Below are 21,782 nucleotides of genomic sequence, written 5' to 3'. Positions count from 1 at the left end.
TTTTTTCGTCAGAAAATAAACAATCAAAGAGAAAACAGCGAACATAAATAAATGGAGGAGCCAATTTTAGCTCCTCAATTTTATTTCAGCTTCGGCAATTGTTCCTTATAAAGCTTTCGTAATTCACTTAATTTCTCTAAATTCTCTAGTGATTGCTTTTCTAAGTACTGTCCAATCCCCAGAATAAAGTTCTCTACTAAAAAAGTTGGGGCAATCATCGAGTGAAATTCCCACAGTTCTCCTCGATTTGTATAGAAAATATAATCCCCATTCTCTTGAAAATCAGAAATTAGCAAATCTGTCAGGATGATGGTTTTATAGTTTACTCTTTTGGCGTAATCGAGCAGAACACTTGCCTCGCGATTCATTGCCACAAATCCAAAAATAAACACAACATCTTCCTTGCGAATATGCATGAGCGACTCGAATAATTCATGTCCGCTTTTTGGTAAAAGCTCGATCTCTAAACCAAAGCGGGCGAGTCGATGCTTCATTAAAATCGAAAGACCTTCTGATGAGCTTGGAGCATGAATATATATTTTTCTGCAAATAGACATTAATCTAATTGCTTTATTAAATTTTTCATAATCAATTTCTTGTAAAGTATTAACGAGCTGACTTTTCGTTATGGAAAGCAAATGCTCGTGGATCTGTAGTTCTTGATCCTGAATTTGTAGTAAGGAATTTTTCAGCTTGTTATCAGGTGATATCTGTTCTTTTTCCTTTAGTGCAGCTTTAAACGATTTGAAGTTGTCGTAGCCAATTTGCTTCCAAAAGCGAGAAACAGTAGCGTTGCTTATTTCAAGCGTCTCTGCTAATTCTGTTTCAGAGTAGTATAATATTTGTTTCCCCATTTTTTCGATGAAGTCTGCAATCCGTTTTTGATTGGCAGTCAGCTTTTTTACATCCCATTCCATATCCACAAAAAATCCCTCCTGCAACCATGTTATCACAAAAAGAAAAATATTTTTCATAAATATATAAAATAAAAAAATCTTACAATTATCTAACTATTTCTTAATATTTCCTTTACAATTGCTAACTAGAATAAGTGGTAATAAGAGTTAAGGAGGAAAGGAAATGTTAAAAGAACGATATGTACTCACTCAATCTCAAAAAATGATGGTATTTATTTTGTCTATGTGTCTTTACGGACTAAGTAACATGTTTACCGAACTTGTCCCATCTGTAAATATTGGACCAATTGAATTACAAATCGATTGTTTTGCCTTTATTCCGTTAGCACTATGTATGTTATTCCATCCTTTGTATGCTGCCATTGGTGCCTCAACAGGTGAATTGATTTTTGGAGAGTTAATGTTAGGGCAATTTGGTGGTATTGACGAACTTGAGAAGTTTATTCTATTTTCCCTTGGAATGTGTATCGGAGGTATGATTATCCGCAATGCTCAAAGCAGATCACAGGTTGCTATGGGGGCAATTGCTGGTTATGGTATATTCCTTGTTTTAAGTACAATTGTTGATATCGTAAAAGTCGTTATTGGAGTCGAGGACTTTGAAGCAGTACCTGGTTTAGCAGAGAGTATTTATGTGGTAGAAGGCGTTGAATTCTTAACAGACCTAATTTTCTCGGGGACACTTTTTGCCTTACTACCAACACTGTATTTAGTACCTCGTTTATATGGAAAAATTGAGCCTTTGTTAGGAATGAAGCCTCGTAGCAATAAAGCTAACTATCAAATAAATGAAATCATTACGCCAAAATTTGTTCTTATGAGTCTTGTATTATCTGTGATTGCATTCCTTGCAACTACTTTAGCAGAGTTAGATATTGAGATCGGTGTCTGGGAGCCAGAATTTGTTGATACTTATGGTACACAAGTGATTTGGATTGTGATTGGTGTTGCTGCACTATGCTCCATTGCGATTATCGCTTATTTGTTGAAAAAGGGTAAAGACTCATCAAAAGAGGATATGAGTAATATTGTCTAAGCCATTGATCGAAATTCAAAATGTGACGTTTCAGTATCCAGGCAGTGATGTAAGAGTGCTAAATGGAGCGAACTTGATAGTTGAAGAAGGGGAGTTCTTAGCTATTATTGGAGGAAACGGTTCAGGGAAATCAACGATTTGTAAATTGATGAATGGGCTCATCCCCCATTTCTATGTTGGGGAATTTGAAGGAGAAGTTATCTCAAACGGTCACATTACGACAACTCATGATGTAGCCACACTTTCAAAATCAATTGGCTATGTATATCAAGATTTTGAGAATCAATTACTGCGCCCAACTGTACTAGACGATGCCTCATTTGTTCCTTTGAATTATGGATTGTCTGATTTTAAGGAACGGGGCAAATGGGCATTACAAGTTACGGGTCTTACTCACCTAGCCAACGAATTCGTATGGCAATTAAGCGGAGGTCAAAAGCATTTACTTGCCTTAGCAGGAGCGATCGCGATGAGACCGAAAGTGTTAATTGTGGATGAGCCCGTTGCTCAATTGGACCCTCAGCATGCCAAGCGTATATATGATGTTTTAAGAACATTAAATGAAGAGTACGGTATGACGATTATCGTGATCGAGCATCATACAGAGTTTATTGCAGAATATTGTAAGAGCGTTGCCCTGATGGATCAGGGAAAGGTGCTATGGAAGAAGGATGTTCGAGAAGCGCTTTGTAGTGTGGAGGATTTGATATCACGACAAATCTTTCCACCTCAAGTAACAATGGCTGCACATTATTTGAATCGGGATACAGCCTATCCCATCACGATAGAGGAAGCCGTTGCATACTTTCAGTTGAATTTGCCAGCCCATACATTTTTACCAGAATCGGTTAAAACAGAGAATTCAGCGGTGCTAGCTGTTAAAAATGCTACGGTAAGCTATAAAACGTTGCAAAAACAAATGAAAAAGGCGCTCAATAATGTCTCAGCGACTTTCCACAAAGGAGACCAAATTGCTCTCGTTGGAAATAATGGGGCAGGCAAATCTTCATTATTAAAGCTTCTGACTGGGATTGTAAGGCCAACCGAAGGTTCGATTGAATTGTTTGGAAAGACATTAAAGAAAATTTCTCCTGAAATACTGTCAAATGATGTAGCTTTTGTCTTTCAAAATGCAGAGGAAATGTTTATTGATGATAGTGTAAGAAAGGAAATTGAATTTTATTTAAAGGCACGAAAAGTAGAAAATGCAACGGCCCTTGTTGACCAGATTCTAGAAGACTTTGATTTAACGAGTCTTCAGCATCAAGACGCTAGGCTCCTCAGTGGTGGACAACAGCGTAGAGTGTCATTGGCAATAGGAGCAGCGATGAGGCCATCTGTTGTTATCCTTGATGAACCGACTGCTAATTTAGATATTGCAACGAAAAATAAAGTTGTACTGATGTTGCAACGGCTAAAAAAACATGTAGATACCATTATTGTGGCGACCCACGATATGCAGCTTGTAGCTGAGTGGGCCAATCGCATTCTCGTGATGCATCAAGGAGAATTGATCGCGGATGATACGAGCGAGGTCATTTTTAACCAACAAGAAATCTTAAACTGTGCAGGTCTTGTTCCACCACAAATTGTAACGTTATGCCACGAGTTGAATTTGCCACACTGTGCCACAATTGAGGTATTTCTAGATTGCTGGAGGCAAGTAGAGCAGCGAGGTGTGTTAGTTGGAAACTAGTAAATTGTTAAACGAGAAATTTTCCCTTGAATATGTGAAAGGGGAATTGGTGAGAACGGCATACAGTACGGAGGTCAATCTCTTAACAAAGCTTGATCCGCGTGTCCTGCTCATTTGGTACAGCTACTTTGCTATTGTCCCATGGTTCATTCATAGCCATGTTGTATTAATTGGGTATTTATTATTCATGATTTTTTTGACATACAAAGCAAAGGTGAGCCCGCTCATTCTTGTTGTCCTTGGCCTCGGTTTACTCACAGAGATGGGGATTATTTTTCTAATATCACTTCTTTTTGGAGGGAATTTTGAAACGGTTCTGCCGATGTTCTGGCTCAGTATCAAACTAGGAGGAATTTCTTTAGCAAGTGTAGCTGTTTTTACAAGCCTAAATCCGGAAAAATTTAGCGACGCCTTGTTAAGAATGGGATTTCCCTCAGCCTTTTCATTTAGCGTCGCGTATGGCTATCGCATTCTCCCAACTTTACTAGAAGAATTCCAACAAATCATTTTGTCTTATCGTTTGAGAGGGCAAGCGCCTTCTAAAAATGGTATTTTCTATTGGCGGAAGCTAGCATACTATTTAATTGTTTTTATCCGGTCTTTTTATCCACTTATTTTAAACACGGCTAAACGTTCGCGAACAACAGTAGAAGCTCTTGAAACTAAAGGTTTCAGTTATGCTGCTAAAGATTCAGAGATGATCAAGCTGAAAACAGGCTATTTAAAGCTTACGTATATCGATTACTCGTTTATGATGATTTCTGTTTTATATTTAATCATAGTCCATGCATTGCATTTTGTGTTATAGAGGAGAGTTATCATGAAATTTGATTTCCATACCCATGCAAAATTATCGAAGAAAGTTGATTTTTCTTTGCCATATTTCGAGGAGATGGCTAAAAGTGCTTTGCTTGCTGGTCTAGATGGCATTGCTTTAACCGAGCATTTTAATACGAAAAACTTTCACGAGGTATACGATACACTTGATGAATATTTTACCTATCTGGATGGCTATTATGATATTCATGGTCTAAAAGTATTTCCAGGCATGGAAGTGGACATTTTTGAGGTGGGACACATTTTGTGTATCGGTGACCTTCAAGATGTACGTGACATGCGTGAGAAGTTGAATAGTTACACGGAAAAAGGAGCTTTCATTCCTTTTGCAGACCTGCTGAAGCTACGTTCGAATTATGACATGCTCGTTATTGGGGCACATCCTTATCGACCAGGTACACCTTTGAAGGATTTAGATCCCTCTTTATTAAAACAGTTAGATGCTTTTGATTTGAACGGAAAAGATTTGCATACACGTGGGGTAGCGGAAAATAAGAGGGATGTTCATTCTTTAGCGTTAAAGCTTGATAAACCTGTTGTTGGGGGAAGTGACACCCATCATTTTATGCAGTATGGAGCGGTTTATACGATTCTTGAACAGGATTGTGCGAATGTAAAAGAGTTAAAGAATGCTGTTTTAGAAGGACATTTTTCAGTAGAAGTGGCTGAAGATTTACATTACCGTGTGTCTGAGGCAACTCGTCTAAAAGCAATTGAAAAAGAGAAACAAGAAAATCAAATGGTACTTGAATAGATGAGGAAGCTGTCACAAATGGTGTGTTGTTTAGATGCCCAATTGGACAGCTTTTGTTTTGTAGAAAAAGCGGTCAAGAAGACAACTATTATCAAAAACCTAACAATAGTGTCCGCATGAACTCGTCATGAAGACAACTATAATCAAAAAACTAACGATAGTGTCCGCATGAATTCGTCATGAAGACAACTATTATCAAAATCTCATCAACAATGTCCACATGAACCCGTCATGAAGACAACTATTATCAAAAACCTAACAATAGTGTCCGCATGAACCCGTCATGAAGACAACTATTATCAAAATCTCATCAACAGTGTCCACATGAACTTGTCATGAAGACAACTATTATCAAAACCTCATCAACAGTGTCCGCATGAACTCGTCATGAAGACAACTATTATCAAAATCTCATCAATAGTGTCCACATGAACTCGTCATGAAGACAACTATTATCAAAAACCTAACAACAGTGTCTGCATGAACTCGTCATGAAGACAACTATTATCAAAATCTCATCAACAGTGTCCACATGAACTAGTCATGAAGACAACTATTATCAAAAACCTAACAATAGTGTCCACGTGAACTAGTCATGAAGACAGGATTGTGAAGATAAACAAAAAAGATGTCCTCATGAAAAAATCATAAGGACAAGATTTAGTAGAATATCAAAATAGATGTCTTCATGGAAAGGGAACAAGCACTTTATTTGCCTGTTCCATTAAAATAGTTCTCTAATAGACATCATTTATTATTATTTTGAAAGATGTTTTGATGCAGCTTCATCTGCAATAATGACCACATTAGGGTGGTTTTGAAGGATGGAAGCTGGAAACTCTTCAGATACTTCATTCGTAAATAAACGTACAAGCGCTTCTGCTTTCTGTTCACCTGAAACGAGGAGAAGAATCATTTTACTTTCCATGATGGTTCCAATTCCCATCGTAATCGCTTGAGTTGGTACTTCATCTATACTTTCGAAAAATCTTGAGTTAGCTTCACGAGTAGATTCTTCTAAATCAACGACATGTGTTCTAATCGAAAAAGGCGTTCCTGGTTCATTAAAGCCAATGTGTCCGTTTAAACCAAGACCTAATACTTGAATGTCAATTTGACTTGCGTTTGAGATAAGTTGCTCATAGTCTTCACATTCAGCCTGTAAATCCGCAGCTTTTCCATTGGGTAGGAAGGTTTGACTTGGTGAAATATCAACATGCTTAAAGAAATTTTCCTGCATAAAGGAATAGTAGCTATTTGCATCAGCTCTTTCGATTCCCACGTATTCATCTAAGTTAAAGGTAGTAACATGTTGAAAAGAGGCTTTTCCTTCTTTGTAAGCTTCGATTAAGTAACGGTATAAGCCTTCTGGTGTGGAACCAGTAGCTAAACCTAGAACAGGGTTCTCTTTGCTTTGGATTAAGTCTAAAATAAATGAACTTGCTTTTTGGCTCATTTCATCATAATTTTTTACAGTTATTAGTTTCATAATATTCACCCTTTGTATGCTATTGCGCCACGGCAAATTGTGTATTGGATATTAATATTGTCATCTACAAGTAAAAGGTCCGCATCTTTTCCAATCGCGATGCTTCCTTTGCGGTCAAAGATTCCGATCTGTTTAGCTGGATTGACGGAGGCCATCTGAATAATCTCGGCGATAGAAACTCCGTCAAGCTGGAGCATTTGTTGTGCCCCTTCATTCATTTTTAAAATACTTCCTGCCAAGGTTCCATCTTCTAATACGGCACGGTCAGTAGATACTTTTACTGGTTGACCACCGAGTTCATAATCGCCAGGTTCTAATCCTTTCGCTCTCATAGAATCTGTAATCATAATCAAGCGATCGCTTCCGATGTTGTTATACGCTAGTTGAAGCATTTCAGGAGCTACATGAATGCCGTCACAGATCACTTCTGCACGTAATTCTTTTAGTTGAAAAGCGGCCCCAACGACACCAATATCGCGATGGTGAATTCCAGACATCGCATTACATAAATGAGTGACTTGACGAATACCTTCAGATACTGCTTTTTTCATTCCTGAAAAATTAGTTTCAGTATGTCCTGCAGATACATTTACGCCTGATTTATCAAGTGTACCGATAAAATGGCCATCCACATCATGTTCAGGTGCCATTGTGATCGTTTTAATCAGGTTTCCTGATAATGCCTGCCATTTCTGAAATAATTCCAAATCAGGCTCTACTATATGCTGTAATGGCTGAGCACCGGCACGTTTTTTATTCACAAATGGACCCTCTAAATGGATTCCAATGACTTCAGCTTGGCCTTCTTTGTTTGGATAATTTTTAACATTAATTAATGCCTTTTCGACATTTTCAGGAGCTTGAGTAATTGTTGTGGGAAGGAAGCTTGTTGTGCCTTCACTTGGTAAGTTTGTGGCCATTGTATCGAGTGCGGCTTCTGTTGCATCCATTACGTCTGCTCCGTACGCACCATGGATATGTCCATCAATAAAGCCTGGAATCAGATTTAAATTGGTCCCATCAATTATGATTCTATTTTCAAGTTGCTCTGTTTCAAAAGGTGTAGAAGTAACCTGAGAGATTGTCCCATTTTCGATCAAGAGGGAGCCTTGCTCGATTACTTCTGTTTCTGTGAAAATTTTAACATTCTTAATTAGTATGGACTTCATTTTCTAGTTTCCTTTCTTTATAGACGAAAAAAGTGGAAGGTGATTCATTTTTTAAGTTTGTCTATATCATATGAAAAAAATCCAATCCAGTCTCGGCGGATTAGATTTTTTTCGGCTAAGGCTGTTTTCGTATAGATTTTGCCTCGAATTAATTAAACAAGTTCAACCATCATTCCTGGCTTTAGCTTCAACAATAATGGTACATCATCTTCATGAATCTTTCCAATTACATTGACTCGTTCATCTGCAGGTAAGTCATGTATGGCAATTTGAATCTCGCCTTGGTAACGACCATATCGTTGATTGTCCATTGTAATTGTACCAACAGGACGCGAGTAACTATTGGAAGGAGCGATTGGTTCTATCGATCTTGTGTTCATAAAACGTAGAACATCTCTAGAAAAATCAGGTCTTAATTGATACGTTCCTTGATGCCCGAATCCATTTTCGGTACGTAGTGAAATCACATTTTCATGATCAAATTGTACTAATCTTTTCAACAGCTCTTCTCCAGGCTCAGGATCCCCGATATAAACGTCTTCTACTCCTTCTTGAAAAAGCTCTAATGCAGACAAGAAAGGATCCGCAGAACGGTGGTCTTCAAGAGTTGGTAATCCTTCGAATAGGGGACCTCTTTTTTCACCGTCACCAGGAACATAGGCACTGATTGGAATGCCATAGCGTTTATATAATTCATTTTGTTGATGGAAGAACTCTTTGCTTAAGCCAGTCTCACGACGTGGATAAAAATTATGCCAGCCAATGATATGCTCCGTTTTTAATCCTTGCGAGATTAGAGCATCCAAATCTTTTGCAAATAAAATACTGGCATTGACTGCAATTTTAAATTCGTTTGCTAATTCACAAATCAAGCCATGGTCAAAGAAATCATCCAAACGAAGTCCTGTTACACCTAAATCCTTCAACTCGAAAAAGCTATCAATCCCTAAATGAGAAGGTGTTTTATAGGATACATCCGCAAAAACTTCAATCCCATTTTGGCTGGCTAGCTTTAATAGATTTTTTGCTCGTTCGGCTAATTCACCTTGTTCTTCAGGGAGGTGAAGCGAGGTAAACGCTCGCTTCACACCCATTTTTCCTGCAAAAACAATTCTTTCTTCTGCTAGTTTGTCATTTAAATAGAATGATATTCCGATCAATCGTATTCAACTGCCATTTCATCTTTAAATCCGAATAGGTAAGTAAAGAGGAAGCCAGCTGCGTAAGCAATTACAACGCCTAATAAATAGAGCAGAACTTCTCCAGTGTTTACAAGGAACGCTAGTGGTAAACCAGACACACCAACTGCAATAGTTGCGACATTAAAGTATGCTTGGAACGCTCCACCAATACCTGCACCTAGACAAGCAGTGATAAACGGTCTTCCAAGAGGAAGCGTTACACCAAAGATAAGTGGTTCACCAATTCCTAAGATACCAGATGGAAGTCCACCACCAATTGCTCTTTTTAAACGAGGTTTCTTCGTTTTGAAATAGATTGCAAAAGCAGCACCGACTTGACCAGCTCCACCCATTGCCAGGATTGGTAATAATGGGTCATCCCCAATGGTATTGATTAACTCTAAATGTACAGGAGTTAAACCTTGATGTAATCCAGTTACAACTAATGGTAGGAATGTTGCACCAAGAACAAATCCAGCGACAATTCCACCCATATCTAGAACAGCAAGTAAACCTTTTGTAATAACGTCAGAGATAAATCCACCAACAGGCATAAAGACAACATAAGTAACAATACCAGTAATCAATAAAGAAATAGTTGGAGTTAAGATAATATCTAGTGACTGCGGAATAAATTTACGTACACGTTTTTCGACAATAGCAATGAAAATAGCTGCTAATAAAACACCAATAAGTCCGCCACGTCCTGGGACGAGTTCTTTACCAAAAAGAATAATTGTTGCAGCAGCAGGGTTAAGAATTAAGATCCCGGCTAAAGCACCTAGTGCAGGAGAGCCACCGAATTCTTTTGATGCGTTAAGACCTACTAAAATACCAAGGTAAGAGAATAATCCTCCACCAATAACCGTTAAGATTATAGCAATCTGTGAATCAGCTGCTACCCAACCAGCTTGAATAACTGCTTTAGAGATCCCTGTAATTAATCCAGAAGCAACTAGCGCTGGAATTAATGGAATAAAGATACTCGCAATTTTATTTAAGAATAGCTTGAAAGGTGTTGCGTTCTTTTTCTTCAAATCAGACTTTACACTTGCAGCGCGGTCTTTTAAATTAATTTCGCCGCCAACTAATTTCCCGAATTCTTCTGTAACTTTGTTGACCTTACCAGGTCCTAGGATGATTTGTAATGTATCTTCCTCAACAACCCCGATTACGCCATCGATTTTCTTGATAGCATCTTTGTTTACAAGTGATTCATCTACTGGAGTTACACGAAGTCTTGTCATACAGTGTGTGTAAGACGCGACATTTTGAGATCCACCAAGCTGTTCTAATATTTTTTCAGCAAGAATTTTGTTGTTTTCCGCCATAATTGGCTCCCCCCATCATTTTCAATTTGATGATCGATCTTTTAAAAATTGGATAGCGCCTCTCGTTTTATCGATATAATCGACGGTTTCTTCGAATTGTTCAGATGCCATGCATAAGAACAAAATATCAATCATGAAGAGCTGTGCTAATCGAGAGGACGTGGCAGCGCTTCGGAATGGAGCTTCGGCAGAATGAGAGGTAAATAACTTCATGTCTGCTAAATCTGCAACAGAAGATTGCCCGTATTTTGTTAAGCTAATGGTCTTCATGCCTTGTTCTTTTGCTAATGCCATCACATTGATGACTTCAGGTGTTTCTCCTGAAAAAGAGATTCCAAACAATACATCGTCTGGCTCGGCATTCGCGATCAAAGTTGCTACTAAATGTGTGTCAGAAAAAGCCGTTGAACTCTTTTTGATGCGAAGCAATTTTTGTTGCGCATCTGTAGCGATGATATGTGAAGCTCCAATGCCAAAGAAATGAACATTTTTGGCGGTTAAAAGGGCTTGAACGGCCTTCTTTAACTCTTCATAATGGATAACTTCCACTGAATCACGTAGGCTCTGAATGCTATTGCTTAATGTTTTTTGAACGATATCTTCGCTCTTTTCGCCACGTTCAAAATCTCTGTACCCCTGTTCAACCGGTTTCCCTAAGTCGCTAATTATACGTATTTTTAATTCTTGAAACCCCTTGAAACCCAGTGATTTACATAGTCTGATGACCGCGGCACCACTTGATTCGGTAATTGCTGCTAATTCACTAACTGTGCAGTTTACAGCATCATGTGGAGATTGCAGAATATACTGGGCGATTTTTCTTTCAGACTCTGGCAATTGTCCCAGCATATTTTCGATGATTTTTAATCCACCGGAAATAATCGTGATACATCACCTCCTTAACCGGAAATTAGGGATTACTTATTAATAGCTCTACGAACATATCCATTTGCTTCTTCAAGTAATTTAATAGCTTCGTCTTTCGTAACGCTGTTAGCTAGCATGACGATGGCCACTTTTACTTGTAAACCAGAAGCTTGAAGTGCCTCAAGTGCTTCTTCATAGCTAACATCTGTAATTCTTGTGATGATATTGATGGCACGTTCTTTTAGTTTTTCGTTGCTGACGTGAACATCAATCATCAGATTTTCGTAAGCTTTTCCTAATAAAATCATAGAAGAAGTTGAAATCATGTTAAGGATCATCTTATGAGCTGTAGCAGCTTTTAATCTTGTTGATCCAGTCAACACTTCAGGTCCAACAACTACTTCAATTGCCTGATCTGCTTCCTTACTAATAAGGGCATTTTTGTTACATGAAAGAGCAACTGTTTTAGCCCCAATGCTGCGAGCATATTGGAGGGCACCAATTACATAAGGTGTTCTTCCGCTAGCCGCAATCCCAATGACTGTGTCATTTTCCGTTAGGTTAATTGCTTTTAAATCTGCAACTCCAGCTTCAGGTTTGTCTTCTGCACCTTCTACAGCCTTAACAAAAGCATTTTCTCCACCAGCAATAATTCCTTGTACCATTTCAGGTGGTGTACTAAATGTCGGAGGACATTCCACAGCGTCAAGAACGCCTAATCTCCCGCTCGTTCCAGCTCCGATATAAACAAGTTTTCCTCCTTGTTTAAACGATTCTAACGCGTATCGAACAGCAACTTCGATATTAGGTAGTTCTTCTTGAACAGCTATAGCAATCTTTTGATCGTCGTCATTCATGATTTTTAAAATGTCCATTGGTTCAGCTGTGTCGATTTGCATGGAACGCTCATTTCTAGATTCTGTTGTTAACGTTTTCAAGTTATGTTGCATGGTAAAGTTCCTCCGTGTTTTTGGCTTGATGTCGTTTTCATATGTTCACCACTAATATATCTTCTTCAAAACAAAATTTCAATAAGTTTTAAAAAATAGTGAAATTTTATTTCACTATACTTTTATATCATAATAAGTCTTGCCTAAAAAAGGTTGTCTTATTGACCGTGAATTGTGCTGGATTTATGATTGAACTACTAAATTGGATCTTGAGGGGGGAGATGGGACTTGGAAGCAATCATCTTAGCAGCAGGTTATTCTAGTCGAGCGAAGGATTTCAAAATGCTGTTGCCTCTTGGGAAAAAATCAATCTTAGAGCATACGATATCTAAATTTGAAGGGGTTTGTGAAAGAGTTATTGTCGTAGGCGGACATAATTCGAATTTTTTACAGGAAGCTATTTCAAAAATCAATTCAATCAAAATAAAATACGTCTTAAATGAGAATTTTGATTTGGGGATGTTTAGCTCGATTCTAAAAGGGTGTGAAGAAATACGTGCACCCGAATTTTTTATCACGCCCGGAGACTGTCCACTGGTGAAGAAGGAAACCATTAAGATCTTGGCAAGAACTGAGGGGGAAGTTGTCATTCCAAGCTTTGAATATAGAGGTGGACATCCGATTAAATTATCGAGTGAGATTGGGCATGCAATTCTTGCTGCTGAAGCCAACAGTAATTTGCGGATGATCCTACAAGATTTTGATAAAAAATATGTAAACGTCGATGATCCAGGTGTGCTTATGGATGTAGATACGCCTGAAGATTATAAAAGAGTTTTAGAATATTATGAGGAAAGAATGAAGTGACTGCTGCCTAGAATGTGAGGTTGCAGTTTTTTTGTTTATGGTTGCCTAGAGTGGTTCATGCGGACAAGTATCGCCGAATTCTTGCAATAGTTGTCTTCATGAAAGCTTCATGCGGACACTATTTTCAGGCCAACTGAGATTAATGTCTTCATGTGGATTTCATGCGGACACTATTTTCAGGCCAACTTAGATTAATGTCTTCATGAAGGCTTCATGCGGACACTATTTTCAGGCCGGCTGAGATTAATGTCTTCATGAAGGCTTCATGTGGACACTATTTTCGGACCGGCTGAGATTAATGTCTTCATGAAGGCTTCATGTGGACACTATTTTCGGGCCGGCTGAGATTAATGTCCTCATGGGAAATTCATGCGGACACTAAATTCGGGCCAGCTGAGGTTAATGTCTTCATGGGCACTTTATGCAGACACTATATTTAGACCAACCAAGATTAATGTCTTTATGATCCCAAAAAGAAACCAACTGAAAACAAGATGCTCTTAATCTAAGTTACAAAAACAGAATTTTTAGAAAAAATATTGTCAGATTACCTAACAAAAACCATTTTTTCAAATACAACTTCATATATAATAAATAAAATTCATTTTACCAGTGCGAAAAGAGAGGCGTCTATTCTAAGAAGGATGCCTTTTATCATCGGTCGAAGGGTGTTGCTTATATGATTACGAAAGACATTAGCCAGTCAGTAGTGAAAAAGGATCATGTAGACAAGGTAGCGGGTCAACTTCCTTATATCAGCGACGTGAAAATGGAAGACATGCTGTATGGCGTTTTATACCGCTCACCTATTGCATACGGAAAGGTGCTTTCAATCGAGTATCCAATCTTACCTGAAGGCTATCATGTGATTGGGGCTGAACATATTCCTGGAGGGAATTTCGTCAAAATCTTAATTCCCGATCAGCCGATTTTTGCCAATGAGTGGGTCAATTATATCGGGGAACCAATCTTTATGCTTGTGGGAAAAGAGTTAGAGGTACTATATCAATTGCTTGATGAAGCCCAAGTAAAATTTGAAGAACATGAAGCTACATATACACTTGACGACGCGATTGAGAAAATGACCGATGTGATGGCGACTCATGAATTTGGAGAAAGTCTCCAAACGATTGAGGAGATTGGAAAAAAAGCGTACCAAATTATCGAGGAAGAATATGAGACGGGGTATCAAGAGCATGTCTATTTAGAGCCGCAGGGGATGCTTGGGATATATCAAGAAGATGAAATCCAAGTACAAGGCTCAATGCAATGTCTCTATTATATAAAAAATGCATTGATTAGTGCCTTAGCTTGCGATGACGATGAGGTTCGAGTCATTCAAAGTCCAACAGGTGGAGGCTTTGGTGGAAAAGAAGACTTTCCATCGATGATGGCTTGCCATGTGGCCATTGCGGCACAGGTTGTCAAAAAGCCAGTGATGTTACTTTTTGATCGGTCGGAGGATTTGGTTGTCACGACAAAAAGACATCCCTCAAAAATCAAATATAAAACGGCTCTCGATAGGGACGGAAACATTCTCAGTATGAGTACAGAAGTTTTTCTTGATGGGGGAGCCAATACAGGACTAAGTCCAGTTGTCCTACAACGAGCATTGCTCAACAGTGCGGGTGTCTATAAGATTCCTCACTATCATGCCAAAGGTTATGTGTTAAAAACGAATACCGTACCAAACGGAGCTTTCAGAGGATTTGGAGCACCGCAAAGCTTCGCTGGTTTAGAGAGTCATATGGGCCACATTGCGCGTATTGCTGGTAAGGACCCGCTTGAGTATAAGCGTCAATATCTGGTGAAGCAAGGGGAACCGACTATTACCAATGGACGTTTTAGAGACCCGATCTTCATGGAGGACATGATTGAGGATCTCTTGAAGACGTTGAATTATAAAAAGAAAAAAGAAGAGTTTGCTAGATTCAATCAACAAAGCCCACGCTTCAAAAAAGGAATTGGAACCTCGCTTTTTTTGCATGGCTGTGGTTTTACTGGAAGTGGCGAGCGGGATCATATTAAAGCGACCGTTAAGCTTTTAAAAACGAAAGACGATCAAGTTTTGGTGAAAATCTCGAACTCGGATATGGGGCAGGGCATTTTTACCACGCTGAGCAAAATTGTCGCACAAGAGTTAGGTGTGCCATACGAAGAGATTTCATTTCCATACCCTGATACAAAGGATGTTCCTGATTCTGGTCCGACTGTAGCATCTCGGACAACGATGATTGTCGGAAAGTTGCTGGAGCGTGCAGCACGAAGACTCAAGGAAAAATGGCAGTCAGGTGTAGAACAAGAAATCGTTGAAGATTACGTCCATGAGGAAATGATTCCTTGGGATGAAAAAACATTTTCAGGAGATGCCTATCCTGCCTATTCATGGGGCGTCAATATAGTCGAGGTTGAAGTTGACTCGTTCACAGGAAATGTTCAGTTGGAAAAAATTCATGCAAGTTTTGATATCGGAAAAGCCATTGATGAACGAATAGTCAAAGGACAAATAGATGGCGGTATGGCTCAGGGTCTCGCCTATGGGTTTATGGAAAAAATGACATCAAAGCAAGGACGAATTCAGCAAAGGAGCATTACCGACTATGGTCCACCAACGGCCATGGATATCGTCCATATAGAAAGCAAACTTTATGACAATCCATATGCAGGCGGACCATATGGTGCCAAGGGGGTTGGCGAATTGACATTGATTGGTGGCGCCCCTGCTGTTCAATCAGCAATAGAGGATGCGCTTGCGGTTCCTTTTTATCAAATTCCAATTACACCGGAAATAATCATCGAAAGTCTTGAAAAGAGAGAAGGGGAAGCTGTTGATTAAATTTAAGCTCAATGGGAGTGTTGTAGAAACAGATGCTCCTTCTACGGTTAGATTACTAGATTTGTTGAGAGAAGAGTTTGAATTAATTGGCTCCAAGGAAGGCTGTGGAGAAGGGGAATGTGGGGCATGCAGTGTTCTTGTCGATAATCTTGTGCAAAACAGCTGTTTAATTCCGATTGGAGCACTTGAAGGAACGGACGTGCAAACAATCGAAGGATATAGTAAAACCCCTCAATATCAGGTATTGAATGAATGCTATGCCACAGCAGGTGGAGTTCAATGTGGTTTCTGTACACCAGGGATGATTATTGCGACGGAAGCCTTATTATCGAAAAATCCTCATCCTTCTGAAGAGGAGATTCGTGAAGGTATTTCAGGAAATCTCTGTCGCTGTACAGGGTACAACATGATTGTCGATGCGATTCAGCTTGCTGCGAAAAAAGGTGATGGTCTATGGTGACAAAGACTGTAGCATCATATCATTTTGATACGCTGGCTGAGACGATTTCAAAGTTAAATGAAGAGGATTGTACCATTATTGCTGGGGGAACAGATGTGATGGTTCTTCATAAAAGTCGCCGAGGTGTAGCCCCAAAAATAGCGAAACCGGTTGTGTTTATCGATCATCTTCGTGAACTTAAGCAAACGTATTTGGAGGATGGAGACCTTCATATTGGAGCTTGTTGTACGTATGGAGAGATGCTCGAACACTCTTTAATCCCAAACATTTTTAAGAAAGCGATTCGAGAAGTTGCTGCACCAGCGATTCGTAATCGAGGAACGTTGGGAGGGAATATATGCAATGCTTCACCGGCTGGGGACATGTTGCCTCTTTTATATATTTTTAATGCGAAGCTAGTTCTGCGTTCTGTAAACGAAGATAGAATCGTAGAAATTCATGATTTTATTCAAGGGCCAAGAAGAATTGCTCGTCAGCAAAATGAATTGTTAGTAGAAATCATTTTGCCAGAAGTTGTAAACGAAGCTCGCCTGATTTTTGAAAAAATCGCTAATCGACGAGCTGATGCCATTTCGAAAGTGTCATTTGCAGGATTACTACAAGTGCAGGCTGGAAAGGTTGCAGATGCTAGATTTGCTTTTGGTGCGGTTGGACCAACGATGGTTCGTTCGCAGGAAACTGAAAAGAAATTATTGAGTCAGGTCTATCCTTTAAAGGTTGAAGTGTTAGACGAAGTAGTAGCTGACTTTGCTTCGATTATTAATCCAATTGATGACCAGCGCTCAACAGCAGCTTATCGTAAAACAGTTGCTCTTAAACTATTACGTTACTTTTTAACCTCAAAGGAGTTGTTCTAGCATGTTGCTCATGGAAAGAGTAGCGGAATTAGTTCGGCATAACGAGACGTTTGCGCTGGCAATGATTATCGAGTCAAAAGGCTCTACTCCAAGGCATGTTGGAAAAATGATTGTCAATCGTGACGGGACGAGTGAAGGGACTGTTGGCGGGGGACTTGCTGAGCTTTATGTCATTGAGGAGGCTCTGAAAGCAATCGAAAAAGGTCAGTCTACGATTGTTCAATATAAGCTTAATAAAAACGCTAAAGACGGCATAAGCATGCATTGTGGTGGGACATTAAGTGTTTTTATCGAGGTATATACAAATAGACCGGAGATGGTCATTGTGGGAGCGGGACACGTAGCTTACGGGTTAGCGAAGCAATTCGATTTTCTTCAATATCCGTATCGAGTTGTCGATGACCGACCGGATTATTGTACACACGAACGATTTCCGAATGCCGAGCAGATTTACGTGGATGAAAATATTGAATATGCTTTAACGAATGCGCACTTGGACGAAAAATCCCATGTCATCATCTGTACAAAGGATGGAGACGACCGGGTTTTGAAGAAGGCATTGGAATATCCATGTGCCTATATTGGGATGATTGCAAGCAAACGGAAGGTTCTGCAAATTTTTAAAAAACTAAAAGAAGAAGGTTGTTTAGATGAGCAACTAGAGCAGGTTTATACACCGATCGGTCTTGATATCGGGGCTGAAACGGTTGAGGAAATTACGATCAGCATTATTGCGGAAATCATTAAAGTAAGTCGAGCAGGAAATAAATCATCTGACAGAGAAAAATTGATTCATGCTGAGAAGGAAAGCTCATCTGTTTAAAGATGGGCTTCCTTTATCTCGAAAGTTACGTAACAAAATGGATTGGTTTTCGTCTTCATAATTAAACAATAATTATGGAGGGGTTAACGTGAAACGAGCATTGTTAAGCATCTTATTTATTTGTACCTTGGTTGGCTGCGGTACAAATGATAGCGAGCTGCCGACGAATAATCAGGCAGAGGAAACAGAAAAGGATGAGATTGTTCAGCCGAATGAACATGAGGATCAACACGAAGAAGTGGAAGATGAAAAAAATCCTAATGAATATGAAAACACTGAATATGGCTTTGTTTTTTCCTTGCCTGAAAGCTGGAAGGGGTATCGCATTGTGGAAGAACGGTGGGAAGGCTTAGGGATTACCGAGGAGCAAAGTGGGAAAGTCGTAGAAACAGGTCCGCAAATTGTTATTCGCCACCCACAATGGACAGAAGAGACCCCAAGACAAGATATTCCGATTATGATTTTTACACTTGAACATTGGGAAGCACTTCAAAAAGAAGAATATTCAGTTGGTGCTGCGCCAATTAAACCAAAGGAACTTGGAAGAAATGATGAGTATGTATTTGCATTACCGGCCCGCTATAATTTTGCATTCCCATTAGGTTTTGAAGAGGTTGAAGAGATTTTGAACGGTAATCCACTTAAGCCAATCAAGTAGATTGAGGAGGGTTCTAATGACGGACCGATGGAATGCCTTTGTAAAAAATGATCTCCATATAAAGCCAGAACGTTCTGGGATATTAGATGGACTTACATGTGGAGTTAAGGACGTTATCTCTATTAAGGGATATCAGAATACGGCTGGGAATCCGGATTGGTTAAGGACGCATGAGCCCGCCGCTGAAAATGCTCCTGTTATTAAGCAGTTATTAGAACAAGGAGCTGAGATAACAGGAACGACTCATACAGATGAACTTATGTTTAGTCTAAATGGAGAGAATTTTCATTATGGGACGCCAGTAAATCCAAAAGCGCCTGATCGAATTCCTGGTGGTTCTTCAAGTGGTTCTGCAGTTGCAGTAGCGGCTGGACTTGTTGATTTTGCCGTTGGGACCGATACAGGAGGCTCTGTTCGCATCCCTTCTTCTTATTGTGGAATCTTCGGCTTCAGACCAACCCATGGAGTTGTGAATATTGAAGGCGTCATTCCGCTGGCGAAAAGCTTTGATACAGTAGGTTGGATGGCGAGGGAAGCTGATCTTTTGTTAAAAGTTGGCGAAACACTTATCCCGCCAAGCTCTTCAGAAGAACAGAAATATACCCATTTCTATCTGGAAAAAGAAGCTTGGTCATTTTTAGAGGATGAGACAAAACAAATTTTATTAAAAGTTGTCTCTGAACTGGAGGAAAAGCATTTCTTAAAAATCACAGAAGATGGACTTTCTGAGTGGGCAAACCTGTTCCGTACGATTCAAGGAATCGAAATTTGGAAGGAACATGGGGAGTGGATTGAGCAGGTGAAGCCGAACTTTGGTCCTGGGATAGCCGAACGCTTTTTATGGACGAGTACATTAATCCAAGATGAACTTGAACCTAAGATGGAAGCGAGAATGAAAATAAAGGAGAAGCTGTCAGAACTTTTAAAGGACAATGGATTACTAGTGATCCCGACTGCCCCAGGTGAAGCTCCATTGAAAAATCTATCTATGGAAAAAATGGAGCAATATCGCTCAAGAGCGATGCAATTAACCTGCATTGCTGGATTAACAGGTTTTCCGCAGATAACGATTCCTTTTGTAAAAGAAGATGGACTACCAATTGGCTTATCCTTTATAGCTAATGAATTTCAAGATATAAACTTGTTAGAGTGGGCGAACCAGTTTGTGACAAGTTTAAGGGAGGCGCATTTGATATGAAATCGTACCGTCCAACAACGATGGCAGCTAATGGGATGATTACAACTCCTCATTATTTAGCGACCCAAGCAGGAATGAATGTTTTGCAAAATGGAGGAAATGCCGTTGAAGCTGCGATTGCTGCTGTCTCGACGATTGGTGTTGTTTATCCTCATATGAACGGAATTGGTGGGGATAACTTTTGGCTAGTCTATGATGCAAAACATAAAGAACTGAAAGCATTGAATAGTTCGGGGCGTTCAGGTGAAAATGTCACGATTGATTTTTATAAAAGGCAGCACTTAGATAAGATTCCATCAAGGGGAGTGCTTGCTGCTAATACGGTGCCCGGTGCTGTTGCGGGTTGGGAGCAGGCATATCAGTTTTCGCGAAATCAATTAAAAGGTACATATAGCTGGGAGCAATTACTTCTTTCAGCTATTCATTATGCAAAAGATGGCTTTCCGGTGACTCCGAGTCAAGAGTATTGGACCAATGTGAACCTTGATGACAAGGATAGTCAATTTCGTTATTTGCAACGATTCCCCGAGTTTTGCAAAATCTTTCTGAAGTCTAGTGGACTTTCTTATAAGGCTGGAGACATGATGAAACAGACTGATTTGTCCTTAACATTGGAGGGGATTGCAAAAGGAGGAAGTCAGTACTTCTATCAAGACGTAGCTGCACAAGCGATCGTCAAGGACCTTCAGCGACATGGTGGGTTATTGACAGTTGGTGATTTTGCTCGCCATACAAGTGATTGGGTGGAGCCGATTTCTGTTAAGTATCGTGGACATACAGTATATAACGTGCCACCAAACTCTCAAGGGTTTGCGTCCCTTTCTATCCTTAATATTTTGAACAACTTTAATATGGAACTAATAGAAGAAGGTTCAGCGGAGTATTACCACGTATTAACGGAAGCGATCAAACTAGCATTCTTAGATCGGGATCAATATTTAACGGATCCTGAGTTTTTGCCAATTCCATTAGAATATTTGCTATCACCTGAAAGAGGAATGGAACTGGCAAATAAAATTAATTTTACAAAGGCGCAAAGCTTTGAAAGACAATTAGATCCAAAAGGGGATACGATTTGGCTTGGTGTGGTTGATAAAGAGGGAAATGCCATTTCCTTAATTCAAAGTATTTATCATGAATTCGGCTCAGGTTTTATTCCAAAGAATACGGGAGTAGTCTTGCAGAATCGTGGAAGTTTCTTCTCGTTAGATCCTGAGCATGTGAACTGCTTGCAGCCGCACAAACGAACATATCATACATTAAATCCAGCGATGATGTTTACAGATGACGTCCTTTCCTTAGTGTATGGAACGATGGGTGGAGAAGGGCAGCCGCAAACACAGGCTGCACTTGTTACGCGGATTATTGATTATGGTTATCCTGTCCAAGCGGCAATAGAAGCGCCAAGATGGTTATATGGCCGAACATGGGGAGCAGCATCCAATAGTTTGAAAATCGAAGGTAGAGTGTCAGATGAAGTGACTGAATTTCTTCGAGAAAAGGGGCATGAAGTAGAGTTGCTTGAAGATTTTACAGATGTGATGGGGCATGCGGGAGTGATCAAGATTGACCCTGTAAGTGGTGTGAAATATGGAGGTGCCGACCCAAGAGGGGATGGAGTAGCGTTGGGGTATTGATATTAATTTGGACTTAGTCTGCGGATTGGGCTCTTTTTCCCTTTTAATTATCATGTCTTGTGCTTAAACGGCTAACTAGAAAAAAAGTATAATAAGCGGAAATTTTCCGGTTAGATATAGAATGAAGCTCGTTTCGGGGTATATAAGCAGAGTTTTTCCGATTATGCCAAGAAAAACCTCTCATTTTCCCGTTTTTCGAGTCGATAGTCGGAATTTCTACGCTTATTTAACCTCAATTTTTATAATAACTACTTTATAAGCGGAATTTTTCCTTTTATT

At 39.5% G+C, this 21,782-nt stretch carries 19 protein-coding genes; 12 read left to right on the top strand and 7 right to left on the bottom strand.

Annotated features, from left to right (window positions below):
• Positions 1-80: 80 nt before the first annotated feature.
• Positions 81-917 carry a MurR/RpiR family transcriptional regulator gene (locus FA727_RS14335; protein ID WP_246041924.1) on the bottom strand — a complete coding sequence of 279 codons (837 nt, stop codon included), beginning with the start codon at positions 915-917 and terminating at the stop codon, positions 81-83.
• Positions 918-1,080: 163 nt separating this feature from the next.
• On the opposite strand from FA727_RS14335, the gene FA727_RS14330 reads away from it, so the two are divergent.
• The 4 genes from FA727_RS14330 to FA727_RS14315 are packed head-to-tail and all read left to right on the top strand — an operon-like array spanning position 1,081 to position 5,240.
• Positions 1,081-1,953 carry a DUF8171 family membrane protein gene (locus FA727_RS14330; protein ID WP_136831974.1) on the top strand — a complete coding sequence of 291 codons (873 nt, stop codon included), beginning with the start codon at positions 1,081-1,083 and terminating at the stop codon, positions 1,951-1,953.
• A gap of 4 nt (positions 1,954-1,957) precedes the next feature.
• Positions 1,958-3,649, top strand: coding sequence for an ABC transporter ATP-binding protein (locus FA727_RS14325; RefSeq protein ID WP_246041893.1), 1,692 nt, complete (start codon positions 1,958-1,960; stop codon positions 3,647-3,649).
• The gene (locus FA727_RS14320) at positions 3,639-4,457 is read left to right on the top strand and encodes an energy-coupling factor transporter transmembrane component T family protein (protein ID WP_136831970.1); all 819 of its coding nucleotides are present in this window, start codon (positions 3,639-3,641) and stop codon (positions 4,455-4,457) included. The genes FA727_RS14325 and FA727_RS14320 overlap by 11 nt, the downstream gene beginning before the upstream one ends.
• A 12-nt stretch (positions 4,458-4,469) precedes the next feature.
• Complete coding sequence (locus FA727_RS14315; RefSeq protein ID WP_136831967.1) at positions 4,470-5,240, top strand: PHP-associated domain-containing protein; 771 nt, start codon at positions 4,470-4,472, stop codon at positions 5,238-5,240.
• 757 nt (positions 5,241-5,997) lie between these two features.
• On the opposite strand, the gene nagB is transcribed toward FA727_RS14315, so the two are convergent.
• From nagB to murQ, 6 genes are all read right to left on the bottom strand, one after another.
• On the bottom strand, positions 5,998-6,729 hold the full coding sequence (gene nagB, locus FA727_RS14310) for a glucosamine-6-phosphate deaminase (RefSeq protein ID WP_136831965.1): 732 nt from the start codon (positions 6,727-6,729) through the stop codon (positions 5,998-6,000).
• A gap of 5 nt (positions 6,730-6,734) precedes the next feature.
• Positions 6,735-7,898, bottom strand: a complete 1,164-nt coding sequence (nagA, locus tag FA727_RS14305; RefSeq protein WP_136831963.1) for an N-acetylglucosamine-6-phosphate deacetylase — start codon at positions 7,896-7,898, stop codon at positions 6,735-6,737.
• A gap of 152 nt (positions 7,899-8,050) precedes the next feature.
• Positions 8,051-9,058: a MupG family TIM beta-alpha barrel fold protein gene (locus tag FA727_RS14300; protein ID WP_136831961.1), complete on the bottom strand. Its 1,008-nt coding sequence runs from the start codon at positions 9,056-9,058 to the stop codon at positions 8,051-8,053.
• Entirely contained in the window at positions 9,055-10,413 is a 1,359-nt protein-coding gene (locus tag FA727_RS14295) for a PTS transporter subunit EIIC (RefSeq protein WP_136831959.1), read from the bottom strand. The genes FA727_RS14300 and FA727_RS14295 overlap by 4 nt, the downstream gene beginning before the upstream one ends.
• An 18-nt stretch (positions 10,414-10,431) precedes the next feature.
• Entirely contained in the window at positions 10,432-11,292 is an 861-nt protein-coding gene (locus FA727_RS14290; protein ID WP_136831957.1) for a MurR/RpiR family transcriptional regulator, read from the bottom strand.
• 35 nt (positions 11,293-11,327) lie between these two features.
• Entirely contained in the window at positions 11,328-12,227 is a 900-nt protein-coding gene (gene murQ / locus FA727_RS14285) for an N-acetylmuramic acid 6-phosphate etherase (protein WP_136831955.1), read from the bottom strand.
• Between the two features lie 228 nt (positions 12,228-12,455).
• Between murQ and FA727_RS14280 the strand changes: the two genes are divergently transcribed.
• From FA727_RS14280 to ggt, 8 genes are all read left to right on the top strand, one after another.
• Complete coding sequence (locus FA727_RS14280; protein WP_136831953.1) at positions 12,456-13,034, top strand: nucleotidyltransferase family protein; 579 nt, start codon at positions 12,456-12,458, stop codon at positions 13,032-13,034.
• A 679-nt stretch (positions 13,035-13,713) separates the two neighbouring features.
• Positions 13,714-15,870, top strand: coding sequence for a xanthine dehydrogenase family protein molybdopterin-binding subunit (locus FA727_RS14275; RefSeq protein ID WP_136831951.1), 2,157 nt, complete (start codon positions 13,714-13,716; stop codon positions 15,868-15,870).
• Positions 15,863-16,330 (top strand): (2Fe-2S)-binding protein, encoded by a 468-nt coding sequence (locus FA727_RS14270; RefSeq protein ID WP_136831949.1) that lies wholly within the window; start codon positions 15,863-15,865, stop codon positions 16,328-16,330. Before FA727_RS14275 ends, FA727_RS14270 begins: the two co-directional genes overlap by 8 nt.
• Complete coding sequence (locus FA727_RS14265; protein WP_158318877.1) at positions 16,327-17,187, top strand: FAD binding domain-containing protein; 861 nt, start codon at positions 16,327-16,329, stop codon at positions 17,185-17,187. Before FA727_RS14270 ends, FA727_RS14265 begins: the two co-directional genes overlap by 4 nt.
• A gap of 10 nt (positions 17,188-17,197) precedes the next feature.
• Entirely contained in the window at positions 17,198-18,010 is an 813-nt protein-coding gene (locus FA727_RS14260; RefSeq protein WP_158318876.1) for an XdhC family protein, read from the top strand.
• A gap of 88 nt (positions 18,011-18,098) precedes the next feature.
• The gene (locus FA727_RS14255) at positions 18,099-18,668 is read left to right on the top strand and encodes a hypothetical protein (protein ID WP_136831943.1); all 570 of its coding nucleotides are present in this window, start codon (positions 18,099-18,101) and stop codon (positions 18,666-18,668) included.
• Positions 18,669-18,684: 16 nt separating this feature from the next.
• Entirely contained in the window at positions 18,685-19,866 is a 1,182-nt protein-coding gene (locus FA727_RS14250) for an amidase (protein WP_136831941.1), read from the top strand.
• Positions 19,863-21,503 (top strand): gamma-glutamyltransferase, encoded by a 1,641-nt coding sequence (ggt, locus tag FA727_RS14245; RefSeq protein ID WP_136831939.1) that lies wholly within the window; start codon positions 19,863-19,865, stop codon positions 21,501-21,503. The genes FA727_RS14250 and ggt overlap by 4 nt, the downstream gene beginning before the upstream one ends.
• Positions 21,504-21,782 lie beyond the last annotated feature (279 nt).

The organism is Robertmurraya kyonggiensis (genome assembly GCF_005116465.1).
GTDB lineage: Bacteria > Bacillota > Bacilli > Bacillales > Cytobacillaceae > Robertmurraya > Robertmurraya kyonggiensis.
This window is presented reverse-complemented; position numbering and strand designations above follow the sequence as displayed.

Bases quoted from the DNA above. Each gene is read 5' to 3' on its own strand.
- FA727_RS14335 (WP_246041924.1), bottom strand. From the start codon at position 917: ATGGAATGGGATGTAAAAAAGCTGACTGCCAATCAAAAACGGATTGCA.
- FA727_RS14330 (WP_136831974.1), top strand. From the start codon at position 1,081: ATGTTAAAAGAACGATATGTACTCACTCAATCTCAAAAAATGATGGTA.
- FA727_RS14315 (WP_136831967.1), top strand. From the start codon at position 4,470: ATGAAATTTGATTTCCATACCCATGCAAAATTATCGAAGAAAGTTGAT.
- nagB (WP_136831965.1), bottom strand. From the start codon at position 6,729: ATGAAACTAATAACTGTAAAAAATTATGATGAAATGAGCCAAAAAGCA.
- nagA (WP_136831963.1), bottom strand. From the start codon at position 7,898: ATGAAGTCCATACTAATTAAGAATGTTAAAATTTTCACAGAAACAGAA.
- murQ (WP_136831955.1), bottom strand. From the start codon at position 12,227: ATGCAACATAACTTGAAAACGTTAACAACAGAATCTAGAAATGAGCGT.
- FA727_RS14275 (WP_136831951.1), top strand. From the start codon at position 13,714: ATGATTACGAAAGACATTAGCCAGTCAGTAGTGAAAAAGGATCATGTA.
- FA727_RS14260 (WP_158318876.1), top strand. From the start codon at position 17,198: ATGGAAAGAGTAGCGGAATTAGTTCGGCATAACGAGACGTTTGCGCTG.
- FA727_RS14250 (WP_136831941.1), top strand. From the start codon at position 18,685: ATGACGGACCGATGGAATGCCTTTGTAAAAAATGATCTCCATATAAAG.
- ggt (WP_136831939.1), top strand. From the start codon at position 19,863: ATGAAATCGTACCGTCCAACAACGATGGCAGCTAATGGGATGATTACA.